The sequence below is a fragment of the Tritonibacter multivorans genome (assembly GCF_001458415.1).
Lineage (GTDB): Bacteria > Pseudomonadota > Alphaproteobacteria > Rhodobacterales > Rhodobacteraceae > Epibacterium > Epibacterium multivorans.
Genome location: NZ_CYSD01000039.1, coordinates 185039 through 201769 on the forward strand (window position 1 = coordinate 185039; position 16731 = coordinate 201769).

At 59.0% G+C, this 16731-nt stretch carries 16 protein-coding genes; 13 read left to right on the top strand and 3 right to left on the bottom strand.

The annotated features are described in order from the left end of the window. The first annotated feature begins 2 nt into the window (after positions 1–2). The 13 genes from nuoG to TRM7557_RS14380 all read left to right on the top strand — a co-directional run bounded on the left by nuoG (position 3) and on the right by TRM7557_RS14380 (position 13709). Positions 3–1985, top strand: coding sequence for an NADH-quinone oxidoreductase subunit NuoG (gene nuoG, locus TRM7557_RS14320; protein ID WP_058290907.1), 1983 nt, complete (start codon positions 3–5; stop codon positions 1983–1985). Then, the gene (locus tag TRM7557_RS14325) at positions 1982–2374 is read left to right on the top strand and encodes a hypothetical protein (protein ID WP_058290908.1); all 393 of its coding nucleotides are present in this window, start codon (positions 1982–1984) and stop codon (positions 2372–2374) included. The genes nuoG and TRM7557_RS14325 overlap by 4 nt, the downstream gene beginning before the upstream one ends. A 6-nt stretch (positions 2375–2380) precedes the next feature. After that, complete coding sequence (gene nuoH, locus TRM7557_RS14330) at positions 2381–3418, top strand: NADH-quinone oxidoreductase subunit NuoH (protein WP_058290909.1); 1038 nt, start codon at positions 2381–2383, stop codon at positions 3416–3418. A 2-nt stretch (positions 3419–3420) separates the two neighbouring features. After that, the gene (gene nuoI, locus TRM7557_RS14335) at positions 3421–3915 is read left to right on the top strand and encodes an NADH-quinone oxidoreductase subunit NuoI (RefSeq protein ID WP_058290910.1); all 495 of its coding nucleotides are present in this window, start codon (positions 3421–3423) and stop codon (positions 3913–3915) included. Positions 3916–3925: 10 nt separating this feature from the next. Beyond that, a complete protein-coding gene (locus TRM7557_RS14340) occupies positions 3926–4348 on the top strand; it encodes a carboxymuconolactone decarboxylase family protein (RefSeq protein ID WP_058290911.1) in 423 nt (140 codons plus the stop codon). Beyond that, complete coding sequence (locus TRM7557_RS14345; RefSeq protein WP_058290912.1) at positions 4345–4947, top strand: NADH-quinone oxidoreductase subunit J; 603 nt, start codon at positions 4345–4347, stop codon at positions 4945–4947. Before TRM7557_RS14340 ends, TRM7557_RS14345 begins: the two co-directional genes overlap by 4 nt. A gap of 14 nt (positions 4948–4961) precedes the next feature. Next, the gene (nuoK, locus tag TRM7557_RS14350; RefSeq protein ID WP_005624625.1) at positions 4962–5267 is read left to right on the top strand and encodes an NADH-quinone oxidoreductase subunit NuoK; all 306 of its coding nucleotides are present in this window, start codon (positions 4962–4964) and stop codon (positions 5265–5267) included. A 6-nt stretch (positions 5268–5273) separates the two neighbouring features. After that, positions 5274–7412, top strand: a complete 2139-nt coding sequence (nuoL, locus tag TRM7557_RS14355) for an NADH-quinone oxidoreductase subunit L (protein WP_058290913.1) — start codon at positions 5274–5276, stop codon at positions 7410–7412. Continuing rightward, positions 7412–8968, top strand: a complete 1557-nt coding sequence (locus TRM7557_RS14360) for an NADH-quinone oxidoreductase subunit M (protein WP_058290914.1) — start codon at positions 7412–7414, stop codon at positions 8966–8968. Before nuoL ends, TRM7557_RS14360 begins: the two co-directional genes overlap by 1 nt. Positions 8969–8981: 13 nt before the next feature. After that, on the top strand, positions 8982–10418 hold the full coding sequence (gene nuoN, locus TRM7557_RS14365) for an NADH-quinone oxidoreductase subunit NuoN (protein ID WP_058290915.1): 1437 nt from the start codon (positions 8982–8984) through the stop codon (positions 10416–10418). An 83-nt stretch (positions 10419–10501) separates the two neighbouring features. Then, positions 10502–11251 carry a biotin--[acetyl-CoA-carboxylase] ligase gene (locus TRM7557_RS14370; protein ID WP_058290916.1) on the top strand — a complete coding sequence of 250 codons (750 nt, stop codon included), beginning with the start codon at positions 10502–10504 and terminating at the stop codon, positions 11249–11251. A gap of 11 nt (positions 11252–11262) precedes the next feature. Beyond that, positions 11263–12045 (top strand): type III pantothenate kinase, encoded by a 783-nt coding sequence (locus TRM7557_RS14375; RefSeq protein WP_058290917.1) that lies wholly within the window; start codon positions 11263–11265, stop codon positions 12043–12045. Continuing rightward, positions 12042–13709: a ribonuclease J gene (locus TRM7557_RS14380; protein WP_058290918.1), complete on the top strand. Its 1668-nt coding sequence runs from the start codon at positions 12042–12044 to the stop codon at positions 13707–13709. Before TRM7557_RS14375 ends, TRM7557_RS14380 begins: the two co-directional genes overlap by 4 nt. A 131-nt stretch (positions 13710–13840) precedes the next feature. Here the strand turns inward: TRM7557_RS14380 and TRM7557_RS20080 are convergent, their stop codons facing one another. The 3 genes from TRM7557_RS20080 to TRM7557_RS14390 all read right to left on the bottom strand — a co-directional run bounded on the left by TRM7557_RS20080 (position 13841) and on the right by TRM7557_RS14390 (position 16715). After that, entirely contained in the window at positions 13841–14005 is a 165-nt protein-coding gene (locus TRM7557_RS20080) for an RSP_7527 family protein (protein WP_165592466.1), read from the bottom strand. 172 nt (positions 14006–14177) lie between these two features. Next, positions 14178–15611 carry a DEAD/DEAH box helicase gene (locus TRM7557_RS14385; protein WP_058290919.1) on the bottom strand — a complete coding sequence of 478 codons (1434 nt, stop codon included), beginning with the start codon at positions 15609–15611 and terminating at the stop codon, positions 14178–14180. Between the two features lie 162 nt (positions 15612–15773). After that, positions 15774–16715: a glycosyltransferase family 2 protein gene (locus tag TRM7557_RS14390; RefSeq protein WP_058290920.1), complete on the bottom strand. Its 942-nt coding sequence runs from the start codon at positions 16713–16715 to the stop codon at positions 15774–15776. Between the last annotated feature and the right edge of the window lie 16 nt (positions 16716–16731).

Below are 16731 nucleotides of genomic sequence, written 5' to 3' on the forward strand. Positions count from 1 at the left end.
CCATGTCTGACCTCCGCAAGATCAATATTGACGGAACCGAGATCGAAGTAGATGGGGCACTGACCCTGATCCAGGCCTGTGAAGAGGCGGGCGTGGAAATTCCGCGATTCTGTTATCACGAACGTCTGTCGATCGCAGGCAACTGCCGCATGTGCCTTGTGGAGGTCGTTGGCGGCCCGCCGAAACCCGCCGCGTCCTGCGCCATGCAGGTCCGCGATCTGCGCCCGGGCCCCGAAGGTCAGGCGCCGCAGGTGAAGACCAATTCTCCGATGGTCAAGAAGGCCCGCGAAGGTGTGATGGAGTTCCTCCTGATCAACCACCCGCTGGATTGCCCGATATGTGACCAGGGCGGCGAGTGCGATCTGCAGGATCAGGCCATGGCCTACGGCGTTGCCGGATCTCGGTTTAAGGAAAACAAGCGCGCGGTGGACGATCTGAACCTCGGCCCGCTTGTGGCCACCACCATGACCCGCTGCATCAGCTGCACACGTTGTGTGCGTTTTACGACCGAAGTTGCAGGCATCACACAGATGGGCCAGACCGGTCGCGGCGAAGATTCCGAGATCACCTCGTACCTGAACCAGACGCTGGATTCGAACCTGCAGGGTAACATAATCGACCTCTGCCCGGTTGGCGCGCTGACCTCCAAGCCCTATGCGTTCACCGCGCGCCCTTGGGAGCTGACCAAGACCGAAACCATCGACGTGATGGACGCGCTTGGGTCGAACATCCGTGTCGACACCAAAGGCCGCGAAGTGATGCGCATCCTGCCGCGCAACCACGATGGCGTGAACGAAGAGTGGATTTCGGATAAAACCCGCTTTGTCTGGGACGGCCTGCGTCGTCAGCGTCTGGACAAGCCTTATGTGCGTGAAAACGGCAAGCTGCGTCCGGCCAGCTGGCCCGAGGCGCTGGCGATGGTTGCTGAAAACGTCAAAGGCAAGAAAATCGCTGGCCTGATCGGGGATCTGGTGTCGGTTGAAGCCGCATTCGCGCTGAAACAGCTGATCGAAGGACTGGGCGGCAAGGTTGAGGCCCGCCTGAACAATGCACGCCTGCCGATCGGCAACCGCGCCGGTTATGTTGGCACCGCGGCCATAGAAGACGTGGACACCGCCAAGGAAATCATCCTGATCGGTTCCAACCCGCGCGTGGAAGCCCCGGTTCTGAACGCCCGTATCCGCAAAGCCTGGAGCAAGGGCGCAAATGTCAAACTGGTCGGCCCGGCTGCGGATCTGACCTATGACTACGACCACGTGGGCACCGACCGCGCGGCGCTGGAAACCCTGAGTGCTGGCGAAGACACGCTGGTGATTGTGGGGCAGGGCGCCATCAATGAAGCTGACGGTCTGGCGGTTATCGCAAAGGCGCAGTCGCTGGGTAAGATGTTGATCCTGCACACCGCCGCGTCGCGCGTTGGAGCCATGGACATTGGTGCGGTGACCGAAGGTGGTCTGGCAGCGGCCGTCGATGGTGTTGAGGTGATCTACAACCTCGGTGCGGATGAGGTCGATATCGATCCGGGTGCCTTTGTGATTTATCAGGGCTCTCACGGGGATCGTGGTGCCATGCGCGCGGATGTGATTCTGCCGGGTGCGGCCTACACCGAAGAAAACGGCCTGTTTGTGAACACTGAAGGTCGCCCCCAGCTGGCCATGCGCGCGGGCTTTGCCCCCGGCGAGGCCAAGGAAAACTGGGCGATCCTGCGGGCGCTTTCGGCAGAACTGGGCGCGAAGCTTGGCTATGACAGCCTCGCGCAGCTGCGCACCGCGCTGATCAAAGAAGTCCCGCATCTGAAAAAGATCGACGCGGTCATTGCAAACGAAGGCGACGCGCTGGAAGCAGCACCGCTGGGCAAGGCAGACTTCCTGCCGGCGATCCGCGACTTCTACCTGACCAACCCGATTGCCCGCGCATCAGAGCTGATGGCGGACCTGTCTGCTCAGGCAAAAGCGCGCGCTGAGACCCCGGTTGCAGCAGAGTGATCCGCGCTGCCGCCATATCCTGTCTGGCTGTACTGGCCTTGGGCGCGTGTCAGACGACAGGCGCTGAGGTCAGCCGTGCCGCGCCCGAGTATCTGGGCGTGGACACGTTTTTGCTGGATGGGGATCTGGTGCAGTTCGAAGTGGCCATGAAGGGCGTACAGAACCCTCAAGAGCTTGATAAATATGCCAATTGCGCGGCGGCCCAATACACGCTGATCCGCGGATACGGTTATGCACGTCATGTGCGCACAAAATTGAAACAAGAGGGTGGCATATGGGCGGCAGATGCTGTCTACACCATCTCGCCCTCCCTCCCGCGCGGTCTGCGCACCATCGACGCCACTGTCGAGGTCGCGGATTGCGAGGCTAACGGAATACCTACGGTGTGAGGACCTATGGCTGATTTCTTTAACACCCCAGGCGGCATTGCCCTGATTATCCTGGCGCAAACTCTGGCCGTTGTGGCCTTTGTGATGATTTCGCTCCTGTTTTTGGTCTATGGCGACCGCAAAATCTGGGCTGCGGTGCAGATGCGCCGGGGCCCAAACGTTGTGGGCGCCTATGGCCTGCTGCAAACCGTGGCGGACGCGCTGAAATATGTCGTCAAAGAGGTGGTGATCCCCGCCGGTTCCGACCGCGCCGTGTTCATCCTTGCGCCGCTGACGTCCTTTGTTCTGGCGATGATCGCCTGGGCGGTGATCCCGTTCAATGACACATGGGTCCTGTCGGACATCAATGTCGCGATCCTCTATGTCTTTGCGGTATCTTCGCTGGAAGTCTACGGCGTGATCATGGGCGGCTGGGCGTCGAACTCCAAATACCCGTTCCTCGGTTCGCTTCGCTCTGCTGCGCAGATGATCTCTTACGAGGTCTCCATCGGCCTGATCATCATTGGTGTGATCCTGTCCACCGGTTCCATGAACTTTGGTGACATTGTTCGCGCCCAAGACGGCAGTGCGGGTCTGTTCAACTGGTACTGGCTGCCGCATTTCCCGATGGTCTTTCTGTTCTTTATCAGCTGCCTGGCGGAAACCAACCGCCCGCCGTTCGACCTCCCGGAAGCGGAATCGGAACTGGTGGCGGGCTATCAGGTGGAATATTCCTCCACCCCGTTCCTGCTGTTTATGGCGGGCGAATACATCGCCATCTTCCTGATGTGCGCGCTGACCACGCTGCTGTTCTTCGGCGGTTGGCTGTCGCCAATCCCGTTCCTGCCGGACAGCCCGCTGTGGATGGTCGCCAAGATGGCGTTCTTCTTCTTCCTCTTCGCAATGGTGAAGGCGATCACCCCGCGCTACCGCTATGACCAGCTGATGCGCCTTGGTTGGAAAGTGTTCCTGCCGTTCTCGCTGGTGTGGGTGGTCTTTGTCGCCTTTGCTGCAAAATTCGACTGGTTCTGGGGGGCGTTTGCCCGCTGGACCACTGGAGGCTGATCATGACGCAGATTGATTACACCCGCGCCGCCAAATACTTCCTGCTGCAGGACGTCTGGCAGGGCTTCAAACTGGGGATGAAGTATTTCTTTGCCCCCAAGGCGACGCTGAACTACCCGCATGAAAAGGGCCCGCTGTCCCCGCGTTTCCGCGGTGAGCACGCGCTGCGCCGCTACCCCAATGGGGAAGAGCGTTGCATTGCCTGTAAACTGTGCGAGGCGGTCTGCCCGGCGCAGGCGATCACCATTGACGCGGAACCCCGCGAAGATGGCTCTCGCCGCACCACACGCTATGACATCGACATGACAAAGTGCATCTACTGCGGCTTCTGCCAAGAAGCCTGCCCGGTGGATGCAATTGTCGAGGGTCCGAATTTCGAGTTCGCCACGGAGACCCGCGAAGAGCTGTTCTATGACAAGGACAAGTTGCTGGCGAACGGCGAACGCTGGGAAGCCGAGATCGCGCGCAACCTCGAACTGGACGCGCCATACAGATAAGGACGGGCCAATGACAGACAAGCCGCAGAACCCTTTCGAAGCGATGATGCAACAGGCGCAGGAGATGGCCAAGGCCCTCAACCCGGCGCTGGAGCAGTTCTCCTCCAAGGATGCCTTCAAAGAGTTCGAGGCGCTCTGGCCCACAATGCCCAAAGAGATGATGGATATGCTCTTTGGGAACGCCATCAACAAAGATGGCCTTGATGCCAAGACCCGCCTGCTTCTGACCTTGGCGGGTCTGACAATGCAGGGTGCACAGGCCGACACGGCCCTGCGCCAGACCGTGCGTCATGCTCTCGAGGCGGGCGCGAAGAAACAAGAGATCGTGGAAACGATCGGATTGATGTCCGGCTTTGCCGGCATCCCGGCCATGAACCGGGCGCTTGAACTGGCGCGCGAGGTCATGGACCACAAAGGGGACGATGAGACATGATGGTTTTTGCCTTTTACCTCTTCGCCATCAGCGCCATAACCGGCGGGCTGTTCACGGTGATCAGCCGTCAGCCGGTTCATTCGGTGCTGTGGCTGATCCTGGCCTTTATTTCCTCGGCCGGGCTGTTTGTGCTGTTGGGGGCTGAATTTGTCGCCATGCTTCTGGTCATCGTCTACGTGGGGGCGGTCGCCGTATTGTTCCTGTTTGTGGTGATGATGCTGGACGTGGACTTTGCCGAGCTGAAAGCAGAGATGGCGCGCTATATGCCGCTGGCGATGCTGATTGGCCTCGTGATCCTGATGCAGTTCGTCATGGCCTTTGGCGCATGGGAAAGCGCGCATAGTGCAGCCGAAAATCTGGCGCAACCGATCCCGGCGGACCGCCACAACACCGAGGCCCTGGGCCTTATTATCTACGACCAATATTTCCTTCTGTTCCAGCTGGCGGGCCTGATCCTGTTGGTCGCCATGATTGGCGCCATCGTTCTGACGCTCCGCCACCGCACCGACGTTAAACGTCAGGACGTGATCGCGCAGATGATGCGTGATCCGGCGGCTGCGATGGAGCTCAAGGACATCAAACCGGGCCAAGGGCTTTGAAGGGGCTTTGAGCAATGATCGGACTTGAACATTATCTGACCGTCGCGGCGACACTGTTCGTCATCGGCATCTTCGGGCTCTTCCTGAACCGTAAGAACGTCATCATCCTGCTGATGAGCATCGAACTGATGCTCTTGGCGGTGAACATCAACCTTGTGGCGTTCTCCAGCTTCCTTGGGGATCTGGTCGGGCAGGTCTTCACGCTGTTCGTGCTGACCGTCGCCGCCGCCGAGGCCGCCATTGGCCTTGCGATCCTTGTCTGCTTCTTCCGCAACCGCGGCACCATTGCCGTGGAAGACATCAACGTGATGAAGGGCTAAGTGTTTATGGAAACCATCCTCCTCTTTGCCCCGCTTGTGGGCGCGATAATTTGTGGCTTTGGCCACAAGTTCATCGGTGAAAAAGCCGCGATGATCACGGCGACAGGGCTGCTGTTTTTCACGGCGCTTCTGTCCTGGATCGTCTTCCTGACCTTTGACCCAAGCGCGCATGAAAACGGCACTTACACGGTCAATATCCTGACCTGGATCCAGTCCGGCGCGCTTGATACGTCGTGGCAGTTCCGCGTGGACCGGCTGACCGCGATCATGCTGATCGTGATCACCACCGTGTCTTCGCTGGTTCACCTCTATTCCTTTGGGTACATGGATCATGACCCGCAGTGGAAAGACGGCGAAAGCTACAAGCCGCGCTTCTTTGCCTATCTGTCCTTCTTTACCTTCGCCATGCTGATGCTGGTGACCGCCGATAACCTCGTTCAGATGTTCTTTGGCTGGGAAGGCGTCGGCGTCGCGTCCTACCTGCTGATTGGTTTCTATTACCGCAAGCCATCCGCCGGTGCGGCGGCGATGAAGGCTTTCATCGTCAACCGTGTGGGTGACTTTGGCTTTGCGCTGGGGATCTTTGGTCTGTTCTTCCTGACCGACAGTATCAACTTCAACGAAATCTTCGCGGCTGCCCCGCAGCTGGCGGAAACAGAGATCTCCTTCCTGTGGCGCGACTGGAACGCGGCCAATGTGCTGGCCTTCCTGCTGTTTGTCGGTGCGATGGGTAAATCGGCGCAGTTGATCCTGCACACCTGGCTGCCGGATGCGATGGAAGGCCCGACGCCTGTATCGGCGCTGATCCACGCGGCAACCATGGTGACCGCGGGCGTGTTCCTCGTTTGCCGCATGTCGCCATTGATGGAGTTCGCACCGGAAGCCACCGCCTTCATCACCGTACTGGGCGCGACCACCGCGTTTTTCGCAGCCACCGTGGGTCTGGTGCAAACCGACATCAAACGCGTGATTGCATATTCGACCTGTTCGCAGCTGGGCTACATGTTTGTGGCCGCTGGCGTTGGTATGTACTCCGCTGCCATGTTCCACCTGTTCACCCACGCCTTCTTTAAGGCGATGCTGTTCCTTGGCGCGGGCTCCGTCATTCACGCGATGCACCACGAGCAGGACATGATGAACTATGGCGGTCTGCGCAAAAAGATCCCCTATACCTTCTGGGCCATGATGATCGGTACGCTGGCCATCACCGGTGTGGGTATTCCGCTCACCACCTTTGGCTTTGCGGGCTTCCTGTCCAAAGACGCCATTATCGAGAGCGCCTATGCGGGCGGATCGATGTATGGCTTCTGGATGCTGGTGATCGCCGCGGCGATGACGTCGTTCTATAGCTGGCGCCTGATCTTCCTGACCTTCTACGGCACGCCGCGCGGCGACAAGCACACGCATGAACACGCGCATGAAAGCCCGATGGTCATGCTGGTGCCGCTGGGTGTTCTGGCACTGGGCGCCGTGTTCTCGGGCATGCTGTGGTACAACTCTTTCTTCGGTCACGAAGACAAGGTCGGCAAATTCTATGGTGTGCCTTACGCTGAGGCTGCGCATGATGACCATGCGAAGGCCGACGGTCACGACGACCATGACCATGATGACCATGCCCATGACGAAGGTCACGGTGAAGAAGGCCATGACAAAGGTCATGACGATCACCACTATGTCTTTGCGGGCAAACCGGGAGAGGGCGCGCTTTATATGGGGCCGGACAACCATGTCCTGACCGATGCGCACAACGCGCCGAAATGGGTCAAGGTTGCCCCATTCATCGCCATGCTTTTGGGCTTTGGTCTGTCCTTCCTGTTCTACATCGTGAAGCCTGACCTGCCCAAGCGTTTGGCCGAACAACAGCGTCCACTGTACCTGTTCCTCAAAAACAAGTGGTACTTTGACGAGCTGTACGATGTGGTCTTTGTGAAGCCTGCGCTCGCGATTGGTCGCTTCTTCTGGAAGAAGGGCGATGGCAAGACCATCGACGGCTTCCTTAATGGTGTTGCTATGGGCATTGTGCCTTTCTTCACCCGTCTCGCTGGCCGGGCGCAGTCCGGTTACATCTTCACTTACGCCTTCTGGATGGTGCTGGGCATTGCCGCCTTGGTCACCTGGATGTCGATCGGCGGAGGATCGCACTGATGGACAATATTCTTTCCATCGTAACCTTCATCCCCGCGCTGGCGGCGGCCGTTATGGCCCTGTTCCTGCGTGGTGAGGACGCGGCGGCACAGCAGAACGCGAAATGGGTCGCACTGCTGGCCACCACAATCACCTTTCTGGTGAGCGTCATTATCTTTGTACAGTTCGACCCGGCCAACACCGGCTTCCAGTTTGTGGAAGAACGCGACTGGATATTTGGCCTGAAATACAAGCTGGGCGTTGACGGCATCTCTGTCCTCTTCGTCATGCTGACCACCTTCGTGATGCCGCTGACCATTCTGGCCAGCTGGGGCGTCAGCACCCGCGTCAAGGAATACATGATTGCCTTCCTGCTCTTGGAAACGCTGATGCTCGGCGTGTTCATGGCGCTGGATCTGGTGCTGTTCTATGTATTCTTTGAGGCCGGCCTGATCCCGATGTTCCTGATCATCGGCATCTGGGGCGGTGCGAACCGCATCTATGCGTCGTTCAAATTCTTCCTCTACACCTTCCTTGGCTCTGTGCTGATGCTGGTGGCGATGGTTGCGATGTTCCTTGATGCGGGCACCACCGACATTCCGACGCTGATGGCGCATCAGTTCTCTTACGAGAGCTTCTCGGTGATGGGCATTCACGTGCTGGGCGGCATGCAGACGCTGCTGTTCATTGCCTTCTTTGCCTCTTTTGCGGTGAAGATGCCGATGTGGCCGGTGCACACCTGGCTGCCGGACGCGCACGTTCAGGCGCCCACCGCAGGGTCTGTGGTGCTGGCGGCGATCCTCTTGAAAATGGGCGGCTACGGCTTCCTGCGCTTCAGCCTGCCGATGTTCCCGGTCGGGTCCGAGGTCATGGCAGATGTCATCCTCTGGATGTCGGCGATCGCGATTGTTTACACCTCGCTTGTGGCGATGGTGCAGGATGATATGAAAAAGCTGATTGCTTATTCGTCCGTTGCGCATATGGGCTTTGTGACCATGGGTATCTTTGCGGGCAACCAGCAGGGCATTGACGGCGCGATCTTCCAGATGCTGAGCCACGGTTTCATTTCTGCTGCACTGTTCCTGTGTGTCGGCGTGATCTATGACCGGATGCACACACGTGACATTGACGCCTATGGCGGTCTGGTCATTCGTATGCCTGCCTACGCGCTGGTTTTCATGTTCTTCACCATGGGCAACGTGGGCCTGCCGGGCACCTCTGGTTTCATTGGTGAATTCCTGACCCTGATGGGCGTGTTCCAGGTGAACACCTGGGTGGCCTTTGTGGCGACCTCTGGTGTGATCTTCTCGGCGGGTTATGCCCTTTGGCTCTACCGCCGCGTGGTGTTTGGTGACCTGATCAAGGAAAGCCTGAAGACCATCCAAGACATGAACGCGCGCGAGAAATGGATCTTTGCGCCGCTGGTGGCCATGACCCTTTTGCTGGGTGTTTACCCGGCGCTCGTCACCGATGTGATCAGCCCGTCGACAACGGCGCTGGTCGAGACCCTCAATACCGCAGTGGCAGCAGCCGACCTTGGGTCGTCTGCCGATGTCACCGTGGCCGCATCGCATTAAGGAGCCGCTCGAGATGCAAGCTGATCTCTCCGTCGTTCTCCCCGAGATCGTCCTGTCCCTTTATGTGATGGCTGCCCTTCTGGGCGCGGTCTACACGGTCAAAGACAAGCTGGGACCGATCCTGATCTGGTCCACCTCGGCCCTGATGGTGGTTCTTGCCATTTGGATCGGCACCTCTGGTGCTGGCACCGAAGAAGCTTTCAATGGCATGATCGTCAATGACGCCTTCTCGCGGTTTGCCAAAGTGGCAATTCTGCTGTCCGCCGCTGCTGTGATGATCATGGGGCAGGAATACATGAGCCGCCGCGATATGCTGCGGTTCGAATATCCGCTGCTGGTTGCGCTGTCTGCCGTGGGCATGATGGTCATGGTTTCGGCCGGTGACCTGATGGCGCTTTACATGGGGCTCGAGCTGCAGTCGCTGGCGCTTTATGTTGTGGCGGCCCTGCGTCGTGACAGTGTGAAATCCACCGAGGCAGGCTTGAAGTACTTTGTCCTTGGGGCGCTGTCCTCTGGCCTGCTGCTGTATGGTGCATCGCTGGTTTATGGCTTTGCAGGCACCACCAAGTTTTCGGGCATTATTCAGGCGGCGGAACACGGTCACCTGACCTTGGGTCTGCTGTTTGGTCTGGTTTTCCTGATGTCTGGCATGGCGTTCAAGGTTTCGGCCGCGCCGTTCCACATGTGGACGCCAGATGTCTACGAAGGCGCGCCGACCCCGGTTACGGCGTTCTTTGCCTCTGCCCCAAAGGTTGCAGCGATGGGCCTGTTTGCCCGCGTGATGCACGATGCCTTTGGTCTGGCGATCGCCGACTGGAGCCAGATTGTCGCGCTTCTGTCTGTGGCGTCCATGTTCCTTGGCGCAGTGGCTGCGATTGGTCAGACGGACATCAAACGCCTGATGGCCTATTCGTCGATTGCCCATATGGGCTATGCGCTGATGGGTCTGGCCGCTGGCACCCAACTGGGTGTTGAGGCGCTGCTGGTCTATATGTCCATCTATGTGGCGATGAACATCGGCACCTTTGCCTTCATCCTGATGCTGGAGCGTGACGGTAAACCCGTGACCGACATCAATGCCCTGAACCAATACGCCAAACGCGAACCGGGCCGGGCGCTGGGGATGCTGATCCTCTTGTTCTCGCTCGCGGGTGTGCCGCCGATGCTGGGCTTCTTTGGCAAGTTCATGGTGCTGCAGGCGGCCTTTGACGCTGGCCTTGCGTGGCTCGCGATCCTTGGTGTGGTCGCATCTGTGATCGGTGCCTTCTACTACCTGCGCATTGTCTACTACATGTACTTTGGCGAAGAGGTCGAAGGGGTAGAGACCAACCGCTCTCCGGTTCTGCTGGCGTTCTTTGTTGTCGGGGCGGGCCTGATGGTTGTTGGCACCTTGACCACATTGGGTGTTGAAGGCGCGGCTGAGGCCGCGGCGGCCACACTTGTCAAATAAGACGCAAGATCATTTCGTAAAAGGCCCGGTCCAAGTGACCGGGCCTTTTGCCTTTTGCTCACACGGCTGATAAAGGGGCGGTTATGATTGATTGGCCAACAGGATACGGACGCCGGGTTCTTGCAGAGGTGGATAGCACCTTGGACGAAGCCGCCCGTATTGCCCCCACACTTTCCGGTCCCGAATGGATCCTTGCGCTGCGCCAGACCAAAGGCCGTGGTCGGCGGGGGCGTGATTGGAAAGATCCCAAAGGCAATTTCGCGGGCACGCTGGTGTACCGTCCCGAAGGCAGTCCGGATCAGATCGCGCTGCGCAGCTTTGTGGCCGCCCTCGCGCTCTATGATGCGGTTGAGGCTGTTACAGGCCGCACTGATGGGCTGGCGCTGAAGTGGCCGAATGACGTTTTGCTCAATGGTGGCAAGCTCGCCGGGATCCTGTTGGAAAGCGCGGGTCAGCTAGGCGGGGTAAGCTACCTGTCCATTGGGATTGGCGTGAACCTTCGCGAAACCCCGATGAAAGAATGGCTGGAGCCCGGCGCGGTCTGGCCGGTGTCGCTGCTGTCCGAGCGCGGTGTGCAGGTCGACCCGGAAACATTCCTTGACGTGCTGGCCGCTGCCTATGCGCGCCATGAACACAGTTTTGTGACTTATGGCTTTGCCCCGATCCGTGCCGCCTGGTTGCAACGGGCAGCCAAGCTGGGCGAGGTGATCACCGCGCGCACGGCACGGGATGAGCACAGCGGCACCTTTGAAACCATAGACGAGACAGGCAATCTTGTCCTCAAAACCGCCAAGGGTGAGATCACAATCCCCGCTGGCGATATCTTCTTCTAAGGGGCGCGCTTATGCTTTTGGCAGTGGACTGCGGCAACACAAACACGGTTTTTGCGATCTATGACGGCAATACGCAGATCGCGCACTGGCGCACGTCTACCGAATGGCAGCGCACGGCGGATCAGTACTATGTCTGGTTGTCGACGCTGATGAACATGCGCGGGATCAAGGCAGATATCACCGATGTGATCATCTCTTCGACGGTGCCGCGGGTTGTGTTCAACCTGCGTGTCCTGGCCGATCGCTATTTCAATACACGTCCCCTTGTGGTGGGCAAACCTGAATGCCTGCTGCCGGTAGACACCCGTGTCGACAGCGGCACCACGGTGGGCCCTGACCGTCTGGTCAACACCGTGGCGGGTCACGCGAAATACGGCGGTAACCTTATCGTTGTGGATTTCGGCACCGCGACCACGTTTGACGTCGTGGCGGATGATGGGGCCTATGTGGGCGGCGTGATTGCCCCCGGCGTGAACCTCAGCCTCGAGGCGCTGCACCACGCGGCGGCGGCGCTGCCGCACGTGGACATCTCAAAACCCCAGAAGGTCATTGGAACCAACACCGTGACCTGCATGCAATCCGGCGTGTTCTGGGGCTATGTCGGTCTGGTGCGCGAGATCTGCGACCGGATCAAAGGCGAGCACGGCGCGCCCATGCAAGTGATTTCAACCGGCGGGCTGGCGCCTCTCTTCCAGCAAACAGCAGAACTTTTTGACGCCTTCGAGGAGGATCTGACCATGCAAGGGCTTCGGATCATCCACGAATACAACAAGGAAAACGGTACCACCTTATGAGCACCGAACGTTTGATCTACCTCCCCCTCGGTGGGGCAGGTGAAATTGGCATGAACGCCTATGTCTATGGCTATGGTGAGCCGGGCAAAGAGCGCCTGATCCTCGTGGATCTGGGCGTGGCCTTCCCGGATATGGACACCACGCCGGGCGTGGATCTGATCATGCCCGACATCAGCTGGTTGGCCGAACGCGCCGACCAGCTAGAGGCCATTTTCATCACGCATGGCCACGAAGACCACATTGGCGCGGTGGCGCATCTCTATGACCGCCTGAATGTGCCGGTCTATGCCCGTGCTTTCACCGCGAACCTCGCCCGTCGGAAGATGGAAGAGCGTGGCCATGATCCGGAAAAGATCATCACCGTCTCTCCGTATCCAGAAAAGCTGGAGCTGGGTCCGTTCACCGTGTCGGCTGTGCCGATCTCGCACTCTATCCCGGAAAGCGGTGGTCTGCTGATCGACTGCCCGGCGGGCCGTGTGATCCACACCGGCGACTTCAAGATCGACCACAACCCGATTGTGGGTGAGCCGTTCGACCCCGAGCTTTGGGCGGAAATCTCCAAACCCGGCGTCAAAGCCCTGGTCTGTGACTCCACCAATGTGTTCTCGCAGCACGAAGGACGTTCCGAATCCGAACTGGCCCCGGCGATCACCAAACTGATCTCGGAAGCACCCGGCATGGTGGCGGCAACCACCTTTGCGTCGAACGTTGCGCGGGTGAAGACATTGGCGGAGGCTGGTGAGCGGGCAGGGCGGTCTATTGTACTGCTGGGTCGCGCCATGCGCCGGATGATCGAGGCCTCCTTGGAGACCGGTGTTCTGACCGATTTCCCCAAGGTGATCCAAGTCGAAGAAGCGCAGGAAATCCCGCGCGAGAACCTGATGTTGATCACCACGGGTTCGCAAGGCGAACGCCGGGCCGCCACCGCACAGCTGGCCCGCGGCAAATACCGCGGTATGGAGCTGAAAGAGGGCGATCTGTTCCTGTTCTCCTCCAAGACCATTCCGGGCAATGAGAAGGGCGTGATTTGGATCATGAACCAGTTCTCCGAGAAGGGCGTGGATGTGGTCGATGACAGCTCGGGCCTCTATCACGTGTCGGGCCATGCCAATGGTCCGGATCTGGAAAAGATGCACGAGATCGTGAAACCGCAGATGGTGATCCCGATGCACGGCGAACACCGCCATCTCCGTCAGCACGCGCGTCTGGCCGAAAAGAAGGGCATGGCGTCCGCGATCGCTGTCAACGGCATGATGATGGATCTGACCGGGGATGCACCTAAAGTGGCTGATTACATTGACACCGGTCGTACCTATCTGGATGGGTCCGTCAAAATTGGTGCCATGGACGGCGTGGTACGTGACCGTATTCGCATGGCGCTCAATGGTCATGTGGTGGTCACCGTCATTATGGACGAAGATGACGAGCCGCTGGGCGAGCCCTGGGTTGATCTGAAGGGTGTTGCTGAAACCGGGGCTTCTGACGCGGCTCTGGTGGAAATCATGGAAGCGGATCTGCACCAGTTCGTTATGCGTGCAGGGGCCAAGACCCTGAAAGATGACGACAAGCTGGAGCAGGAGCTGCGCCGGATTGCACGCAATACCGCCAATCAGGAGATTGGCAAGAAACCGGAAGCCACCATCATCGTCAGCCGTATGCGCTGAGCTGATTCCGGGCTAGGGGGCGCTGCCCCCTTTGACCCCCGGAGTATTTCTGGCCAAAAGAAAAACGCCCTGACCGCGAGGCCGGGGCGTTTTTGTGTTCGGGGACCTTTGAAGGGCAATCCCTTCGGTGTTCAGGCAGTTTGCTGATGCGCAAAAGGGGATTTGATCAGGCGCAGTACAAATGCAAATAGGGAGCGAGCCATATCCCGTGCCGCTTCTCCGCGCAGGCGATGGACTTCGGCTTCGACAGCTTTGAGTTCAGCCAGAGTCGGGTAGTGCATTTCGGTCTGTGTCATGTCTTTTCCCTCTCGGTTCATCTGCGTTTGTATATAGCGCTAACACGGCGCTTTGAGATCCGGTTGATCCCTCATTGCCGTTATGCGGCACGCGCAAATCGAAATTTGAGATAAAAGAAAACCGCCCGCGGCAAGGCCGGGGCGGTTCGCTGTGTTTATGGGGGCGCGGGGCTTAACCTGCGCGGCGCTCCGCGAAGCTGAGCGCGATGAAGCTGGGCAGGTGATCGCCCATGCCGACCACAACCTTGTCGTCGCGGCGGTCATTGCGGCCTTTGCCACCTCGACCACGCTGGGGTTTTTGTTCGGTTTGGGTCGACGTATTTGTGTTTGCCGCTGCCTCGACCTTTTCTTCGGTCTTCTTCTCCGGCTTGTCCGCCGTTTTACGGCTACGGGTTCTCTTTTCTTCTTTCGGCGCGTCGGTGTCGGCTGCGGTTTTGCGCGGTTTGCGCGGTTCAACCTTTACCGGGTTCTCCAGCCGGGTGATTTCCTTCTGAACGAGGCTTTCTACGGCTTCGAGCAGTTTTTCATCACGGGTGGAGCAGATGGTAATTGCCTTACCGTCACGGCCTGCACGGCCTGTGCGACCAATCCGGTGGACGTAGTCTTCGGCGTGGCCGGGGACATCAAAGTTGAACACATGGCTCACGGAGGGCACGTCCAGACCACGGGCGGCCACATCAGAGGCCACAAGGATCTTAAGCGCCCCATCACGGAAGCCATCAAGGGTCTTCGTCCGCTGGCTCTGGTCCAGGTCACCGTGGATCGGAGCGGCGTCATAGCCGTATTTCTTCAGCGATTTTGCGACGATATCCACATCCATCTTGCGGTTGCAGAAGATCACCGCGTTTTGCACGCTTTCGCCTTCCTGGTCGATCAGAGCGCGCAGAACGCGGCGCTTCTCGGTGGCTTCGCGATCTTTGCGCGACGCCTTGAACAGGACCACAGCCTGTTCGATGTTTTCGGATGTGGTCGCCTGGCGGGCGATCTCAACGCGTTCCGGTGCAGACAGGAAGGTGTTGGTGATCCGTTCGATTTCTGGCGCCATAGTGGCCGAGAAGAACAATGTCTGACGGGTGAACGGCGTCAAGGAGAAGATGCGTTCGATGTCCGGGATGAAGCCCATGTCGAGCATCCGGTCGGCCTCATCGACCACCATGATCTCAATACCGGTGAGCAGCAGCTTGCCGCGCTCGAAATGGTCCAGCAGGCGACCGGGGGTGGCAATCAGCACGTCCACGCCACGGTCAATTGCCGCGTCCTGCTCTTTGAAGGACACGCCACCGATCAGCAGCGCTTTTGTCAGCTTCACATGTTTTGCGTAGGTGTCGAAGTTTTCAGCCACCTGAGCGGCCAGTTCACGGGTTGGGCAAAGAACCAGCGAGCGTGGCATGCGCGCCCGGGCCCGACCGCGGGCAAGCCGCGTGATCATCGGAAGGGTGAAAGACGCCGTTTTACCGGTGCCTGTCTGAGCAATACCCAGAACATCGCGGCCTTCGAGTGCCGCGGGAATCGCGCCCTCCTGGATCGGGGTGGGGGATTCGTACCCGGCTTCCTCAATAGCTTTGAGGACCTTGGGGTTAAGGTTCAGATCGGCAAATTTTGTCATATGTGTCCATGATTGCGGACACTGACCTGGCCCGCGCGTGTTTCATCAACGCCGGTTGGCAGTCTCGCCCATTGAAACAGGGCTGCCGGCTTGAGGGGCGACATAACAAAATTGGCATTGATCGTCAAATATTAGCGGCCATTGCAACCGGTTTTGATGACCCTAGGCCTTGTTGGTTGCAGATTGGCCAAATTGGGGGAAATGGCGACTGCGGGTTTCGGCGCGATTGAGCGCGTGCTGACAGATCCCATTCACGGCTGCCAGCCGCTGCCGCAGAGCCGGGCTGTCGGCGCAGACCTCGGCAAAGAAGCGGTGCAGGCCGGCTTCTCCTTCGCTGTGGTACAGCGCCGACAGGACGTGATGGAGCGGTTGCGTATTGGGGCGCGCGGCAGCGAGACCTTCCCGATAGGAGCCGCGATCCAAGCGGTAGTTAAAATTGGCCAACCATCTGTCCCAATCGGGGCTGTGGAAATGGCACAAATCCCAGCCTTCGAGATCCGCAGCAGGGATTTCACCATCCAGAAACCCATTGTGGATTTTCACTTCAACCGCTCCCATCCCGGTGCGCAGCAAAACCTTGCCCTGAAGGTGGCTGAGAAAACCGCCGCGCAGGTAGCGGCCAAATTCTGGGTACACTTGGTCGATCAGATCACGGGTCTTGGGAGCATTGCCGAGAAAGCGCTTGAAATGGGTGTCGGACCCGGCGAGCGCCTCTGCCGGGCGGATCCGAAGCGCCTGCTGTTCCGTGGGCTGCGCCGCGAGCACGGCAGCAAGAGGGGCGGGACCTGCGATGAATTCGTCCACGTCCATATGAATAAGCCAATCCACATCGCGGGCTTGTTTTTGATAGGCGCGGGTGGCGTTGAGCGCCTGTCGGACCTGATGTTTGCCGGGGCGGTAGCCGTGGTTGCGGTCCCAGTAAGCCCGATCGCACAGCGTGACACGTATTTTAGGATGCGCCTCAAGCAGCACCATCGCAGCCGGGCAGGGGGCGTCCAGATACAGGAACAACCGGTGCGCGCCTGCCTCGAGGTGGTGTGCGGCAAAGCCTAGGATCTCGTGCGCCTCTGCCTTTATGGTCGCCACAAGCCCCCAGCGCGTCATAAGGCGCGCCGACTTG